Annotated in this window: 14 protein-coding genes; 1 reads left to right on the top strand and 13 read right to left on the bottom strand. The window is 48.8% G+C overall.

The window, feature by feature from the left end:
• Positions 1-277 precede the first annotated feature (277 nt).
• The 6 genes from ptsP to auxA all read right to left on the bottom strand — a co-directional run bounded on the left by ptsP (position 278) and on the right by auxA (position 6235).
• Positions 278-2005, bottom strand: a complete 1728-nt coding sequence (gene ptsP, locus ACY8DT_RS11030; protein WP_462420361.1) for a phosphoenolpyruvate--protein phosphotransferase — start codon at positions 2003-2005, stop codon at positions 278-280.
• Entirely contained in the window at positions 2005-2271 is a 267-nt protein-coding gene (locus ACY8DT_RS11025) for a phosphocarrier protein HPr (RefSeq protein WP_462420360.1), read from the bottom strand. Before ACY8DT_RS11025 ends, ptsP begins: the two co-directional genes overlap by 1 nt.
• Positions 2272-2387: 116 nt before the next feature.
• Positions 2388-2840 (bottom strand): hypothetical protein, encoded by a 453-nt coding sequence (locus ACY8DT_RS11020; RefSeq protein ID WP_462420359.1) that lies wholly within the window; start codon positions 2838-2840, stop codon positions 2388-2390.
• Positions 2841-2902: 62 nt separating this feature from the next.
• The gene (locus ACY8DT_RS11015) at positions 2903-4087 is read right to left on the bottom strand and encodes a class I SAM-dependent rRNA methyltransferase (protein ID WP_462420358.1); all 1185 of its coding nucleotides are present in this window, start codon (positions 4085-4087) and stop codon (positions 2903-2905) included.
• The gene (locus ACY8DT_RS11010) at positions 4084-4998 is read right to left on the bottom strand and encodes a formimidoylglutamase (RefSeq protein WP_462420357.1); all 915 of its coding nucleotides are present in this window, start codon (positions 4996-4998) and stop codon (positions 4084-4086) included. The genes ACY8DT_RS11015 and ACY8DT_RS11010 overlap by 4 nt, the downstream gene beginning before the upstream one ends.
• Positions 4976-6235, bottom strand: a complete 1260-nt coding sequence (auxA, locus tag ACY8DT_RS11005; RefSeq protein WP_462420356.1) for a lipoteichoic acid stability factor AuxA — start codon at positions 6233-6235, stop codon at positions 4976-4978. Before auxA ends, ACY8DT_RS11010 begins: the two co-directional genes overlap by 23 nt.
• A 200-nt stretch (positions 6236-6435) precedes the next feature.
• On the opposite strand from auxA, the gene ACY8DT_RS11000 reads away from it, so the two are divergent.
• A complete protein-coding gene (locus ACY8DT_RS11000) occupies positions 6436-6597 on the top strand; it encodes a hypothetical protein (protein ID WP_462420355.1) in 162 nt (53 codons plus the stop codon).
• A gap of 260 nt (positions 6598-6857) precedes the next feature.
• On the opposite strand, the gene purD is transcribed toward ACY8DT_RS11000, so the two are convergent.
• From purD to purC, 7 genes are read right to left on the bottom strand one after another with little or no spacing between them, the layout of a single operon-like run.
• A complete protein-coding gene (gene purD / locus ACY8DT_RS10995) occupies positions 6858-8111 on the bottom strand; it encodes a phosphoribosylamine--glycine ligase (protein WP_462420354.1) in 1254 nt (417 codons plus the stop codon).
• A gap of 39 nt (positions 8112-8150) precedes the next feature.
• On the bottom strand, positions 8151-9626 hold the full coding sequence (gene purH, locus ACY8DT_RS10990) for a bifunctional phosphoribosylaminoimidazolecarboxamide formyltransferase/IMP cyclohydrolase (protein ID WP_462420353.1): 1476 nt from the start codon (positions 9624-9626) through the stop codon (positions 8151-8153).
• A complete protein-coding gene (purN, locus tag ACY8DT_RS10985) occupies positions 9623-10207 on the bottom strand; it encodes a phosphoribosylglycinamide formyltransferase (RefSeq protein WP_462420352.1) in 585 nt (194 codons plus the stop codon). Before purN ends, purH begins: the two co-directional genes overlap by 4 nt.
• A complete protein-coding gene (purM, locus tag ACY8DT_RS10980) occupies positions 10200-11222 on the bottom strand; it encodes a phosphoribosylformylglycinamidine cyclo-ligase (RefSeq protein WP_462420351.1) in 1023 nt (340 codons plus the stop codon). Before purM ends, purN begins: the two co-directional genes overlap by 8 nt.
• A gap of 2 nt (positions 11223-11224) precedes the next feature.
• Positions 11225-12661: an amidophosphoribosyltransferase gene (purF, locus tag ACY8DT_RS10975; protein ID WP_462420350.1), complete on the bottom strand. Its 1437-nt coding sequence runs from the start codon at positions 12659-12661 to the stop codon at positions 11225-11227.
• Positions 12640-14820: a phosphoribosylformylglycinamidine synthase subunit PurL gene (purL, locus tag ACY8DT_RS10970; protein WP_462420349.1), complete on the bottom strand. Its 2181-nt coding sequence runs from the start codon at positions 14818-14820 to the stop codon at positions 12640-12642. Before purL ends, purF begins: the two co-directional genes overlap by 22 nt.
• The gene (gene purC / locus ACY8DT_RS10965) at positions 14820-15524 is read right to left on the bottom strand and encodes a phosphoribosylaminoimidazolesuccinocarboxamide synthase (protein WP_462420348.1); all 705 of its coding nucleotides are present in this window, start codon (positions 15522-15524) and stop codon (positions 14820-14822) included. The genes purL and purC overlap by 1 nt, the downstream gene beginning before the upstream one ends.
• Between the last annotated feature and the right edge of the window lies 1 nt (position 15525).

Below are 15525 nucleotides of genomic sequence, written 5' to 3'. Positions count from 1 at the left end.
CACGTTCGCGCGGGCCACGAGCATGTGTTAAACCTCCAGTACACGTTCGCGCGGTCCACGAGCATGCGTTAAACTTCCAGCGGAGCCTCGTTTCCATTTCAAGGAGGTGTTAACAGGCACTCGCACCACCCACGAGTTCCTACAAGACTTCTAACAGGCACTCGCAACTCCCACGAGTTCCTACAAGACTGCTAACACGGCCCTTCCTCATTCATCCAGTCAAAAAAGACACATGGACATTCACAATATTTCCATGTGAAATCCATGTGTCCTTTGATTAGGAACGTTCGGTATATTCTTTGACAAGGGCAGTGACTGTTTCTGATTTCGGTGAACGCATTGCTGCGTCTGCCAGCTGTTCCATGTCCGTTTTCTTAAGGCCTGCAATCTGCTTTCTTGCTTTCAACACGCTGCCTGCACTCATTGAGAACTCATCCAGACCTAAACCGATGAGTAATGGCACTGCAGTTTTATCGCCTGCCATCTCTCCGCACATGCCGACCCATTTGCCGTTGTCGTGTGCCGCTTTGATGACATTATGGATCAGGCGTAAAAGCGCCGGATGGTAAGGCTGGTATAGATATGATACATTTTCATTCATGCGGTCTGCTGCGAATGTATACTGGATCAGATCGTTTGTGCCGATACTGAAGAAGTCCACGACTTTCGCAAATTCATCTGCAAGTACCGCAGTGGATGGAATCTCGACCATGATGCCGACTTCGATATCATCTTTGACGTCGACTTTGTCCGCTTTCAATTCATTCCGGCATTCGATGAGAAGCGCTTTCGCCTCTTCGAATTCCTCGATAGTCGCGATCATCGGGAACATGATTTTCAAGTTGCCGTGGACGCTCGCACGCAGCAACGCCCGAAGCTGGGTCCTGAACAGCTCTTTATTGTCCAGAGCCATACGGATGGCACGGTAACCGAGGAACGGGTTGAGTTCCTCCGGCATGTCCAGATAGGACAATTCTTTGTCACCGCCGATATCTATCGTACGTACGACAACCGGTTTATCCTCCATGCGCTCAAGTACAGCTTTGTATGATTCGTACTGTTCGTCCTCTGTCGGCAGTTCGTTTCTGCCCATGTAAAGGAATTCGGTACGGAATAAACCGATGCCTTCCGCACCGTTTTCGAGCACCATTTCGACATCTTCAGGCGTCCCGATATTTGCACCGAGCTCGACTTGGATGCCGTCGGAAGTTTTAGTTTCATCGTCTTTAATTTTAAGCAGTTCAAGTCTCTCTTTTTCGAGTTCCTGAGATTTCACTTCGTAGGCTTTGATCTCTTTGTCAGTCGCGCCGACAATGACGTCGCCTTTTTCACCGTCGACGATGATCATATCGCCTTCGGTGATCTCAGAAGTCACACTTTTCGTTCCGACGACTGCCGGAATTTCAAGCGTACGCGCCATGATCGCAGAATGCGAGGTGCGGCCGCCGATGTTAGTGACAAACCCTTTGACGAACTGCTTATCCAGCTGTGCGGTATCGGACGGCGTCAGGTCATCTGCCACGATGACCACTTCCTCGTCGATGCCTGCAGGGTTCGGCAGCGGACGGTCGAGAAGATTTGCAAGTATGCGTTTGCCCACATCTTTGATGTCGGCTGCACGCTCCTGCATATATTCGTTGTCCATGTTTTCGAACATCTGCACAAACTCATCACGCGTTTCCACCAGCGCCTGTGGTGCACTGTAGGACTGATTGGTGATTTTCTCTTCGATGGGATTGATCATTTCAGGGTCTTCGAGCACTAGAAGGTGCGCATCGAAAATAGCCGCATGTTCCGGCCCCACAGCAACTTCCGCATGATTGCGTATTTTCGTAATTTCCACTTTTGTTTTATGAATACTGTCTTTAAACTTTTGAACTTCTTCTGCAGATGCACTGCTGTCAATGGAAGTTTCGGTAAAATTTAAATCGGGTTCGACAAGTGAGTAGACTTTTGAAATCGCAATGCCGTCACTTGCCCCAATCCCTTTTAGTATTTTAGACATTAGCCAGTCAGCCCTTCATTGCTCAAAGTTTCTGTGATTGCTTCAAGTGCTTCTTTTTCGTCATTGCCTTCTGCGTAAACAGTCACTTCGGAATCTTTGCCGACACCTAGTGACATGACACCCATGATTGATTTCAAGTTTACTTTCTTGCTGTTGAATTCAAGCTGAAGCTCAGAATCGAACTTCGATGCCGTCTGTACCAGAATCGTTGCCGGTCTTGCATGTATTCCTGTTTCATCTGTTATAAAATATGATTTTTGCTCCATTGCTGATTGTCTCCTTCATATCATAGAATAAATTTATTATTTAAAGTAAGTTTACTTTCTTTGATTTTATCATTATTAACAGATAAAAAGCCAACGAGATGTCGGCTTTTCACCATTTAAACAGTTTCTTCTTTTAAATAAGCCATGCAATGCGCGATATGGTCATTGCCTAGTTTTTTCATCAGGAAATAACTGACTGCCGCACCGAGTGTTCTGCCGACGATGCTGACAAGACCGAAACGGCTGAATTTCTTCTTCTTACTGATTCTTCTGAAAAGAAACGGCGTCAGCCTTGAACGCACAACGTCACTTCCGATACTCGTCACCATGACCCAGCCGCGGGTCATCAGATCATCATTGGTTGAAGAAACATCTTCATGCTCGATTTCAAAGATATCTTCGATTTCACCGTGGATATCATTCATCAGCTTCATATCCGTTCCGATATCCAGGAGCGGAATCGGCAGCACTGAAGCCACACTTGAAATCATCGCCTTTTTCTTGACGAGCGCTTGTGCTTCCTGCTCTTTATTCTTCAAATTTTCCGTAGTTACAGGATATTGGACCATTAATAAACCCTACTTTCCTTTTAATGTTCATCTAATGTTCCTAATACCCGTAATCTCTGATTTTAATCGTTGCCGAGCTGGATCGTCACGACTTTCAAATACTTGCCGGTCTTATATCCCTTAACGGTCTTAAAGTCTTTCGGCAGCCCTTTGACGTCTTTTAAAGTATATGAGGTATTCATACTTTTCAATGTATTGTCAATCTGCTTTTTAAATTGATTCAAAGAAGATGTCTCCAGATTCTGGCTTAAGATCAATCGTCCGTCAGGACTTAGAATCTTCAACGCTTCCTTGATCAGCTTCGGATAATCGCGCTCGACCTTGAAAACTTTCTTCTTATTTCTGCTGAAGCTCGGCGGATCGATCAGAATCGTATCGAACTGATGATTTTTCCGTTCCGCAAATTTAAGGTAGTCGAAAGTATCCATGATGTGGATGGTGTGGTTGTCCGTCTTCAAGTTGTTGACATTGAAGTTGTCTGTGATGAGTTCCGTCGTGCGGCCCGCAAGGTCCACACTCGTTGTCGACATGCCTGACAGTGCAGCTGCAACGGAAAATGAACCGCTGTATGCAAAAAGGTTCAAAAATGTTTCGTTGTGCGAGTGTTTATTTTTAAGAAGGGATTTGCGTGTTTCCCTCTGGTCTAAAAACAGTCCCGTCATCGGGCCGTCGTTCAGATTGACGTTGAAGCGCATGCCGCTTTCTGTGACCTGTATCGTTCCCGCCTGATTGCCGGTCACATGATTATTCTGAATCTGCATCCTGCCGCCTGCTGAAAACCTCGTCTGTTCAGTAATCGACTCGGGCTTCAATTCTTCAATCAGCACCTGGACGACCAGGTTGCGGATCTTATAGATCCCCGCTGAATAATAAGTGATGAACAGGTGGCCGTTGAAATTATCGATCGACAACCCGCCGATGCCGTCCCCGATTTCGTTGAACAGTCTGAAGACGTTTGTGTCGTCCTGATTGTAAAGCGGCGTGCGGTCATGGATTGCCGCAGTGATCTGTTTGCGAATAAAGCCCTCATCGATCGGGACGTTTTCATCGGTACTTAAAATCCAGCCGTACGCTTTCTGTTCAAAGCTCATCATCGCATACCCGATGAATCTGCCCAGATAATCAGTCAACCGGACCATTTCGCCGTCCTTCAAAAAGACGGAATCGCTTAAATCATCCTGGCCGATATCAAGCCTGCCCTGATGAAAAGGTCTCTCGACCCCTTTTTTTAATTGTATTGTATTCATTTAACAGCATCCTTCGTAATTAAAAACTTGTGGATAATACTGGCAGCGAGTGCACTTGTACGGTCACCTTCATCGAGAGCCGGTGCCACTTCACTGATATCAAAACTGATCAGATTTTCAAGTTTTGCCAGACGTTCAATCAGCCCGTGAATTTCCACCGGTGTAAATCCATTCGGCGTCGCCATGCTGACACCCGGTGCCGCATATTCTGCTATCGAGTCCATGCACAATGTCGCAAAGACATAATCATAGTTCTCCAGTGCCTTGAACATGTAGTCGGAAACCTTCTTCGAATCACGGATGTCATCAATCAGCGCATAGTTCACCCCGAGCGCATCCGCCGTATCGAACAGCACCCCCGTGTTGCCGTTGTGCTGAATGCCCATGACGAAATAATCGACATCTTCGTCCTTCGTCAAAATCTGATAGAACATCGTCCCGGACGTTGCCACCGGTTCAATTCTCATATCGAAATGCGCATCAAAGTTGAGCACTGCAATCTTCGCATCCGGATGCGCTTTTCTCACACCAAGATAGTGGCCGTACAAAGTTTCATGACCGCCGCCGATGATGAGCGGAAAATCCTTTTCATTTAAAATATCAGCCACTGCGCTGCCGAGTGCTTCCTGCGAATTTTCCAAGTCTTTCGTGCCCATGACGGTACCGTAATCATACAGCGTGTCCGTATATGGCATGCCTGCCAGTTTGTCTCGCACGCTGAACGGCCCTTCCGCCGCGCCGGCGAGACCTTTATTCCGCGTCACGCCTTCGTCTGAACTGAATCCGAGGAGTACCGTCGACGGATCTTTAGATTCCTTTTCACCGTAATCTTGAGTGATCTGGTGGATGCGGTCTTTCACATCCGGGTTGTCAATGCGTGCTTCCATATTATGCTTTCTTATTTCTGTCAATTTTTGTCCCTCCATCAAAATCTTTAAAAATACTGAACAATAACAGCGGCGTCGTAAGGATCACGAGCACGATATTGAACGGTAATATGAATAACGACAATTCAACATCTTTGAAAATCGTAATGTAAAGACTGACCGTAAGCTTCAGCCATAATCCGGCAATGACGATCATCTGCCTGTTGTAGTGGACATTCCTCCACGAATTCATCACTGTGAAAACCATGTATAAAACAGCCAGCGACAGCGTGAGGAACAGATTGATCCATTCATAGATATAGCTCATCTGCGAAATTCTGAAATACCCTTCCGTGAATACACCCTGCCTGTTGTTGAATTCGACCAGGATGAAGACCAGTACGAGAAATCCGAACAAAAGCTCCAGGTAATTGATCTTCAGCCAAGACGGAATACCTATTTCAATAAAGTCCTTCGCCTTCTCGAGCAGGCGGTTTCTGAACTGGTAGATCTTTTCCGAGAACCCCAGATACTGATTCGGATTCAACTTGTTGATGCCGCGTTTAGAGGCCCGTGACATCTCTTCCTCTGTTCTCACTTTCGGTTTCTTGAGCAGGTTTTTAGATTTCGAAAGAAACACACCCACCCAGAGCGCAAGCAGGGACAGTACCCAGATCAGACCGAAAAACATGTTAATGCTGAGCACATCAGTCGGGTTCAGTGATTCATCAATATTCGAATACACCGCGTTCTGCGTAAAGAAATAAGCGATGCCGTAGAAAAACATGATGATCATATAATGTTCCTTACGGTGCAGCGGATTCAAATACTCATTATATATGTTATAAAGCAGGTGGACCAGAAATGCGATGAAAAATAAAATCGCCCACCAGCCGTATACCTGCATCATCAGAATTGTCGTCACTACAAAAAGCAGCAGTGATAATCCCATGAAGAAAAATGACAGGAAGCCGTCGTATTTGGTCGTATCCCTGACAGTCTGGCCGACCTTGAACATAAAGACACCAAACAAAATAATAAGAATGCCGGCTATGATCGGGAAATCACCAATGATAATCGACAGCATGTTTGTCACTTCAAGGAAAAAAGCATTGATCAGGTCGAGTATCGTATCGATGCTCTCCTCATCTACAGGACTGCCGTCAGCCGTACCGCGGATCCTTCCTGTATTGAATAATATAAAAATACCTAATACCACAAAGAATAAGCCGAGTAATAAACTGATATGTACCTCGCTCTGGCTTCTTAATTTTTTAAACATTGTGTTCACCTCAGTCCTTAACTATTATAGTTTAAATTGCCGAATATTGCATTGATGAAGTCATTCATTTTCATATTACAGACAGATGGATTTTATTTATAATAATTATGTTTTTGATGTTTACATGGAATTCCGCTGGGTATATATAGAGTACAGATGATAATATAATATAATGATATTCTCCCAGGAGAGTGATTCAATTGGCTTTGGATAAAGACAAGAAAGATGTATTCGAAGAAGAAAAACGTGAACAGGAACGAGATAAAGAGCGCGACAAAAAAGATGAACCCAAAGATTCAGGTGACAAACAGGAACAAGGCGTCGATAAGACGAAAGAAGACCTTAACGACGCTTTTGAATAGCATTAGATTTTAGATTTGGCTTTAAGATTCAAGTTTCAGGCATTTGGCTTCACAGATTCAGGATTTGGCTTTATGCAAAACGGCACCCTTATACGGAGGGTGCCGTTTTTGTGTGGATTTGGAATATTAATAATTTTATCAGAGCTTCGTTTCCGGATCGAGGCTCCGTTATTAACTTTTTAACAGGCACTCGCAACCCCCGCGAGTTCCTGCAACCACACGAAAAAACACCCGCAGATCATGCGGGTGTCCTCGACTATCTATTTCATCGCTCTGAAACCGATGTCTTTTCTGTAGAACAGTGCATCGGTCTCGTACTCGATGCGGTCCACGCAGTCGTATGCGGCATCCACTGCTGCATTGATTGTCTCTCCGTAGCCGGTGGCTAATAAAACGCGTCCGCCGGAAGTGATGACTGCTTCAGATGCATCCTGGTCCAGTCCGCTGATGAAACACTGGGCGGTCAGATCTTCCGGAATGCGGACTGAGCTGCCGCGCGCGTACTCGCCAGGATATCCTTTGCTCGCGAGCATCACACCAGCGACAAAGCCGGGACGCCACTCGAGGGTGAACGGTTTTTTATTGTACATATTCTCCAGCACTTCGCCGAGGTCGGATTCGAGGAGACTCATCAGAACCTGTGCCTCCGGGTCTCCGAACCTGGCGTTGAACTCGATGACTTTGACGCCGTCCGAAGTGACGATGGCGCCGAGATACATCACGCCAAAGTAGCTGAGACCTTCTTCCACCATCGCACTCGCGGTCGGCTCAACGATTTCACGGACCGCCTCAAGCCGCACATCTTCACTGATGTGCGTGACCGGTGCATAGGCACCCATGCCGCCTGTGTTGGGGCCGGCATCGCCTTCGAATGCACGCTTATGGTCCTGTGCCATGACTTCGAACGGATAGATGAATTCTTCATTGACCAGCACCATCAAACTGAACTCTTCACCGTCCAGAAACTCCTCGACCACCACCTGGCCGCTGTTTTCGACGAGCATTTCGTGCAGCGCTTCGAGGGCCTCCTCCAGCTCCATCGCGACGACAACACCTTTACCTGCAGCGAGACCGTCTTTCTTGATGACGATCGGGGCGCCTTCACTTTTCACATACTGAGCTGCCGCATCGTAATCTTCGAACGTTTCATATTTTGCAGTCGGAATATCATACTTGGCCATAATATCTTTTGAAAAAGCTTTCGAGGACTCGAGCTGTGCTTCTAGCTTTCTCGGGCCGAACACTTTAATGTCGTATTCGTCTTCCAAATAGTCGGCCAGACCTTCCGATAAAGGCGCTTCCGGTCCGACGACCACCCAGTCCACATTTTCATCGATGCAGATGCCTGCGATTTCCTCAAAGTCGGTGACGCCCACTTTGTTGATCACTGTCGCAATATTTCTCATGGCATAGTTGCCCGGAATCGCCACGATGCCCCTTACCGACGGCGATTCATGCAGCTTTTTAACAATCGCATGTTCGCGGCCGCCGCTGCCTATTACTGCTACTTTCATTTTTCTACCCCCATCACAAAATAAAATGCTCGTGAATTTTTAGTGTTTGAAATGACGCATGCCGGTAAATACCATCGCAATGCCGTGGGCATTACAGAAATCAATCGACTCCTGGTCACGCTTGGATCCGCCCGGCTGAATGATTGCCTTGATGCCATGTTCGTGTGCAAGTTCAACCGAGTCCGGCATCGGGAAGAAACCGTCACTTGCCAGCACAACGTTATCATCCAGCTGAATTGCACGTTCCGCTGCGATTTTCAATGCACCGACACGGTTCATCTGTCCCGCACCGATTCCGACGGTCTGCTTGTCGTTCGCAAGGACGATCGCATTGGATTTCACATGTTTTGAAACTTCCCAGGCAAGCGCCAGTGCTTTCATCTGCGCTTCCGTCGGTTCAACTTCGGTCACCACGTTGATTTCTGCCGGGTTCAATCTGCCTGTATCACGGTCCTGCACAAGGTAGCCGCCGGACACACTGACAAATTCGTCACCGTCCAGGTCCTCGGTGAAGTCCACCGCAAGAAGACGCAGGTTTTCTTTATCATCAAATACTTCCAGCGCGCCGTTCGTATATGACGGTGCGATGACCACTTCCAAAAAGATTTTGCTCATCGCTTCCGCCGCCGCTCTGTCGACCGGCCGGTTACACGCGATGATGCCGCCGAAAATCGACTGGTCATCTGCTTCATACGCATTGTTGAATGCTTCGACCATCGTCTCGCCGGTGCCGACGCCGCACGGGTTCATATGTTTCACAGCAACCGCCACAGGAATATCGAACTTTTTAGCAAGTCCGAACGCACTGTCTCCGTCGCGCAGATTGTTGTAGCTGAGCTGTTTGCCCTGAAGCACTTCAGCATTCAAAATCGTGTTCCGGTCATCCGTCGTCTTGACAAGTTTCGCATCCTGATGCGGGTTCTCACCGTAGCGGAGTGTACGTTCGCTGCCGGTAAAATAGCTCACGATCGCATTATCGTATTCAGCCGTATGTTTGAATACTTTGACGCTCAACTGACGTCGGTACGCCTCATCCAATGCGCCGTCCGCAATCTTCTCGAGCACTTCATCATAATCCTGCGGGTTGACCACGGTCGTCACATGCTTGAAATTCTTCGCCGCTGCACGGAGCATCGTCGGCCCGCCGATATCGATGTTTTCCACCGCTTCTGTTTCCGTCACACCGTCTTTTGCGACCGTTTCCCTGAACGGATAAAGGTTCACAACGACAAGATCAATCGCCTCGATATCATTCGCTTTCATATCTTCGACGTGCGACGCGTTATCGCGGTCCGCCAAAATGCCGCCGTGAACTTTCGGGTGCAGTGTTTTCACACGCCCGTCCATAATTTCCCCGAACTGTGTCAGATCGCTCACGCTGTGCACTTCATAACCGAAACTCTTTATCTTGTCATAAGTGCCGCCCGTGGAATAAATTTCATAGCCTGCTTCAATCAAACCTTTCACAAAATTCTCCAAACCTGATTTGTTGGATACACTGATCAATGCTTTCACTGTTTGTCCTCCTCTGCTTTAGCTAAAACCATTTTAACCGCCTGCGGGTAAAGCTGATGTTCTATACTGTGAATTTTATATTCCAGATCTGCGAGAGTATCGTCCGGCGCAATGTCCACCGGCACTTGTGCGATGATTTCACCGGTATCAATGCCTGCATCAACGAAGTGCACCGTCACACCCGTCTCGCTTACACCTGCATTGAACGCATCCTCGATGCCGTTCGCCCCTTTGAAATCAGGCAGCATCGATGGATGGATATTGATGATCCGTCTCGGATATTCTTCGATGAAGTCCGCTGACAAAATGCGCATATATCCTGCAAGCAGAATATACTCGACCCGGTACATCTTCAAAATACTTAAAACATCACTTTCAAAATCCGCTTTTGTTTCATATTTTTCCCGCTCGACGACAATGTAGTCAATCCCTTTATTGATCGCCCGCTGAATCGCATACGCAGGATTATAATCCGAGATGAGCACTACGATTTCGATGCCCGTCTCTTCCTGTTTATTCACCAGATTTTCAAAATTTGTGCCTCCGCCTGAAGCGAACACGGCCACACGCGTTCTAGTCATGTATAGTGATTCCTTTATTGCCGGTCACTTCACCGATCAGCACCGCTTCTTCATCGATTGAATTGAGGTGATCGATTGCCGTATCCGCGTCTTCAGCGTCCACTACAAGAATAAAACCGATACCCATGTTGAATACGTTATATGCCTCTTCAATATCAATCTCTCCAAGCTTCATCAGCCAACCGATGATTTTCGGCAGTCTGATGTTTTCAGTCGTCACTTCGGCACCGAGTGTTTCCGGTATCGCACGCGGGATATTTTCAATGAAACCGCCGCCTGTAATATGGCTCATCGCTTTCACATCGACCTTCTCCATCACACTCTGTACCTGGCGCACGTAAATGCGCGTCGGTTCAAGAAGCAGGTCGATCAGCTTATCGCCGTCCAGAGTTTCCGTTTCAACATCAATATCATTGTCCGCAATCAATTTGCGCACAAGGCTGTAGCCGTTGGAGTGCACACCGCTCGACGGCAGACCGATGATCTTGTCACCCGGTTTTGCGCCTGAGCCGTCGATGTACAGATCTTTTTCGACCGCACCGACCGCAAACCCGGCAATATCATATTCACCTTCACCGTACATGCTGCCCATCTCGGCAGTCTCACCGCCGATCAGCGCACATCCGGCATCGATACAGCCGTCGGATACACCTTTTACGATATCTGCAACACGTTCCGGCACCACTTTATCGACCGCTATGTAATCCAGGAAGTAGAGTGGTTCGGCGCCTGTCGTTAAAATATCATTGACGCACATCGCGACAGCGTCGATACCGATCGTATCGTGTTTGTCATAATCAATCGCCAGTTTCAGTTTCGTACCGACACCATCCGTACCGGACACAAGCACCGGTTTTTCCAAATCCAGTTGTGACAGATCGAATCCCGCGCCAAAACCGCCGAGACCGCCCAGCACTTCAGGACGCGCCGTCTTTTTGACGTGACCCTTCATCTGCTCTACAGCTTCGTAGCCCGCCTCGATATCGACGCCGGCCTTTTTATACTGCTCGCTCATCACTACACTCCTTTTTGTTTGAGTTCCTTTTCCTGAGGCAGTATCGCCTCTTCTATATCAATCGGATAATTCCCGGTAAAGCACGCATCACACTGCCCTTTCGAACCGAAACCATGATACACGTCATGCATCTTATCCACTGACAGATACGTCAGTGAATCCGCACCGATTTCATCACGTATTTCATCCGGCGACTTCCTGCTTGCGATGATCTCCGCATGAGTGGATACGTCGATGCCGTAGTAGCACGGGTTTTTAAGCGGCGGTGAAGAGACACCCATATGCACTTCGGCGGCGCCCGCTTTTCTCAAAGCTTTGACAATAAAACGGCTCGTCGTGCCGCGCACGATCGAATCATCGATGACGATCAGACGTTTGCCTTCAACGATATCCCTCACCGGCGACAGTTTCATCCGCACCGCGCGTTCCCGCGCTTCCTGTCCGGGCTCTGTAAATGTCCTTCCGACATAGCGGTTTTTAAGAAGCCCCTGCTCCTGCGGGATGCCGATCGCTTCACTGAAACCTTTGGCCGCAGCAAGCGACGAATCCGGCACACCGATGACGATGTCCGCCTCGACATCCATCTCTTCAGCGAGCGCCCGGCCGAGCTCCTTTCTAATCCGGTAAGTCGAAGTGTTTCTGAACTCGGAATCCGCACGCGCAAAATAGATATATTCCATTGAGCACATATTCGGGTAGGTCTTATCCGTATAATAGTCAAAATCGATGCCGTCATCCGTAATCGTAATCAGCTCGCCTGCTTCAATATCACGGATATACTCCGCACCGATTGCCGTGAACGCACACGTTTCACTCGCCACACAATACGAATCATCCTTCCTGCCGAGCATCAGAGGGCGCACGCCGTGATCATCAAGAGCCACAGTCAGACTGTCCTCATGCATGATCATAAAAGCGAATGCGCCTTTCAATTGTTTCAAGGTTTTCTTTATTCTGCTCTTACGCTTTTCAAGCCCTTCTGCACCTGCACCTTTTTCACGGCGGAGAAGATGCGCGAACACCTCAGAATCCGAAGTCGTCTGGAAAATCGACCCCTGATCTTCAAGTGCACGCCGCAGATTCATCGCGTTCACCAGGTTGCCGTTATGCGCGAGTCCCAGGTCGCCCGTATGGCTTTTGAACAAAAACGGCTGGACGTTTGAAAGTTCACTGCCGCCTGACGTCGCATAGCGCGTATGGCCGATGGCATGCGGGAACGGCTTGAGTGAATCAAGCTGTTCCTTCGACAAAGCTTCCGTGAGAAGCCCCATGCCGCGTGCGCCGAACAGATACTCCCCGCTCGAACTCACCATGCCCGCACCCTGCTGGCCGCGGTGCTGCAGACTGTGCATCGCCATATACGTCAGTTCGCTCGCCTCCGGGTGTCCCCAGATGCCGAACAGGCCGCACTCTTCCTTTAGTCCGTCGAATTCATGCATTCCGGAATTGCCCCCTTCAAAGCCGCATTGATTTCTTCAATATCGTATTCTGCATTAAAGTTCTGTGCCTGCACTTTGAATGATTTCCCTGTCAGTTTACCGATCTCTTCAGCACCGTCGATGTCCATGCCTGCCGGTGCGACGACGATATAGTTCGATGCACTTTCAGAGAAAAGAAGATCTCCGCGCACGTCGATATCGATATCCATGCCTGAGTCATGGAAGCTTGCGAGCTGTGCAAGTTTCATGATCAGTCCACCACGGCCGAGCGGTGCGATCTTATGGATTTCGCCGTTTAAATACAGATCTTTCAGCATGCTGCCGCGTTTGGATTCGAGGTCCAGGTCGATCGCACGTTCTGCATGGCGGATGTCACCGTCGATCAGTTTTTCAAGCTGGGAACCCTGGAACTGCGGTTTCAGGCCGCCGACAAGATACACCGCGTCGCCCTCAGACACTTTGTCTTCTTTTATTTTGTTGACGTCTTCGATCAGACCGACCATGCCGATGACCGGTGTCGGCAGAATCGCGCCTTCTTTCGTTTCGTTATACAGGCTGACGTTGCCGGAAACGACAGGTGTGCCGAGCGTGTCACATGCTTCTGCCATCCCTTTTGTCGATGCATCCAGCTGATTGTAGATCAGAGGTTTTTCAGGTGAACCATAGTTCAGGCAGTCCGTCATCGCCAGCGGCGTCGCACCTGTTGCAATGATTTCACGGTAGGCCTGTGCCACCACTTCCTTGCCGCCGTTGTAAGGGTCCGCATAAACGTAGCGGCTCTTGCCGTCAAGCGTCATGGAAACGGCTTTGTCCGTCCCTTCGATACGCACGATGCCCGCACCGAAACCGGATTTCTGGAGAGTGGTTTCCGGATAGCCCGGATCAAATGCATCGTGTATGAATCCTTTGCCTGCAAGTGTCGGATGGCTCAAGAGGGATTTGAACGCTGCACCAAGATCTTCATTCGAGTAGTCATCTTTCACTTCATCCTGTTCCGGCTTCTCGCCTTCAAGGATGTAGACAGGCGCTTCTTCGCTCAAAGGCTGGACCGGAATATCCGCATACAGTTCATCCTCGAAATAGAGCAGCAGTCTGTCATTGTCGGTCACTTCACCGATGACTGCAGTCGCAAGATCCATCTCTTCGAATAACTTCAGGAACTTATCTTCGGAGCCGTCTTCGACGACGAGCAGCATGCGTTCCTGAGTTTCGGACAGCATCATTTCATATGGAGAAATGCCTTCTTCTGATACAGGCACTTTATCGAGATTCAGCGTCATGCCGTGATCACCTTTGGCCGCCATTTCAGAACTTGAAGACGTCAGCCCCGCAGCACCCATATCCTGGATGCCCACAAGTTCAGGATATTCTATCGCCTGAAGCGTCGCTTCCATCAGCCTTTTTCCTGTTTCAGGATAGCCGACCTGTGCCGTCGGCGGTGCCACATCAGCATCCTCTGACAATTCTTCCGAAGCGAATGAGGCGCCGAGGATACCGTCACGCCCGGTTTCAAGACCCACGTAGATCACTTTGTTGCCGACACCTTTTGCTGTACCTTTTTGAATTTTATCATGATCGATCAGACCGACGACCATCGCATTTACCAGGGGATTTCCGTCATAGTGGCCGTCGAATTCCACTTCTCCGCCGACAGCAGGAATGCCGATTTTATTGGCGTAATCACTCATGCCGTCTTTGACGCCTTCGAGCAGTCTGCGGTTATTCGGATTCGTCAGTTCACCGAAGCGCAGTGAATTCACCAGGCCGATCGGTCTCGCACCGATGGAGACGATGTCACGCGTGATGCCGCCGACACCTGTTGCAGCACCGTGGAAAGGCTCGACAGCTGACGGATGGTTATGGGATTCCACTTTGAATACGACTGCCTGGCCGTCACCGATATCGACGACACCGGCACCTTCACCGGGACCCATAAGCACCTGCTTGCCTTCAGTAGGAAACTGTTTCAGGAATGGTTTCGAATGTTTGTATGAACAGTGTTCGCTCCACATCGCGGCGAAAATGCCCGTCTCCGTGTAGTTCGGGGCCCTGCCCATGATTTCATTGACTTTTTCATATTCAGCGTCCGTAAGTCCCATGCTCTGATACAGCTTTTCGTTTTTAATGTCCTGTTCCGTCGGTTCAACAAACTTATTCATTATTTTAAAGCCTCCATTTTTTCATAAAATTTCCTATAAGTATCCACTACAGAGCCGGTCCCTTCGCGGAACACGTCCTTGTCAAAATTCTCTCCGGTTTCCGGGTCCCATATGCGGCATGTATCAGGCGAAATTTCATCCGCCAGCAAAATATTGCCTCTCGTATCCCTGCCGAACTCCACTTTGAAATCGACCAGTTGCAGCCCCATCTCTTCCATGATGCCGATGAGTGCCACGTTCAGCTGATGCGCACGCTTTTTCAACTCGCTGATTTCCTTATCCGTCGCAATGTCCATCTGGATCGCATGCGCACGGTTGATGAGCGGGTCTCCGAGCGCATCATCCTTCAAATAAATTTCGAGAAGCGGCGGTGCGAACTCTGCCCCTTTTTCAAAGCCCAGCCTCTTCGTGATGTTGCCGGCAGCAAGATTACGGACGACCACTTCAAGCGGGATGATTTCCACTTTACGGACCAGCTGCGTCGTGTCGCCCGTCCGCTCGATGAAATGCGACGGGATGCCGACCGCTTCAAGTTTTTCAAACATTTCAGAAGTGATGATGTTGCTGAGCCGCCCTTTGCCCGGCGCTTTTTCGCGCTTTCTGCCGTCTGCTGCGGTCACTTCATCTTTGTACTCGACTTTCAGAACGAAAGGATCTTCGATTTCAAACATGCGTTTCGATTTTCCTTCATATAGAAGTTCCATG

The organism is Salinicoccus sp. Marseille-QA3875, assembly GCF_054950095.1.
The sequence above is the reverse complement of the archived record's forward strand: the minus strand, read 5'-3'. Positions and strand labels throughout refer to the sequence as shown.

Bases quoted from the DNA above. Each gene is read 5' to 3' on its own strand.
- ptsP (WP_462420361.1), bottom strand. From the start codon at position 2,005: ATGTCTAAAATACTAAAAGGGATTGGGGCAAGTGACGGCATTGCGATT.
- ACY8DT_RS11025 (WP_462420360.1), bottom strand. From the start codon at position 2,271: ATGGAGCAAAAATCATATTTTATAACAGATGAAACAGGAATACATGCA.
- ACY8DT_RS11020 (WP_462420359.1), bottom strand. From the start codon at position 2,840: ATGGTCCAATATCCTGTAACTACGGAAAATTTGAAGAATAAAGAGCAG.
- ACY8DT_RS11015 (WP_462420358.1), bottom strand. From the start codon at position 4,087: ATGAATACAATACAATTAAAAAAAGGGGTCGAGAGACCTTTTCATCAG.
- auxA (WP_462420356.1), bottom strand. From the start codon at position 6,235: ATGTTTAAAAAATTAAGAAGCCAGAGCGAGGTACATATCAGTTTATTA.
- purD (WP_462420354.1), bottom strand. From the start codon at position 8,111: ATGAAAGTAGCAGTAATAGGCAGCGGCGGCCGCGAACATGCGATTGTT.
- purN (WP_462420352.1), bottom strand. From the start codon at position 10,207: ATGACTAGAACGCGTGTGGCCGTGTTCGCTTCAGGCGGAGGCACAAAT.
- purM (WP_462420351.1), bottom strand. From the start codon at position 11,222: ATGAGCGAGCAGTATAAAAAGGCCGGCGTCGATATCGAGGCGGGCTAC.
- purF (WP_462420350.1), bottom strand. From the start codon at position 12,661: ATGCATGAATTCGACGGACTAAAGGAAGAGTGCGGCCTGTTCGGCATC.
- purL (WP_462420349.1), bottom strand. From the start codon at position 14,820: ATGAATAAGTTTGTTGAACCGACGGAACAGGACATTAAAAACGAAAAG.
- purC (WP_462420348.1), bottom strand. From the start codon at position 15,524: ATGGAACTTCTATATGAAGGAAAATCGAAACGCATGTTTGAAATCGAA.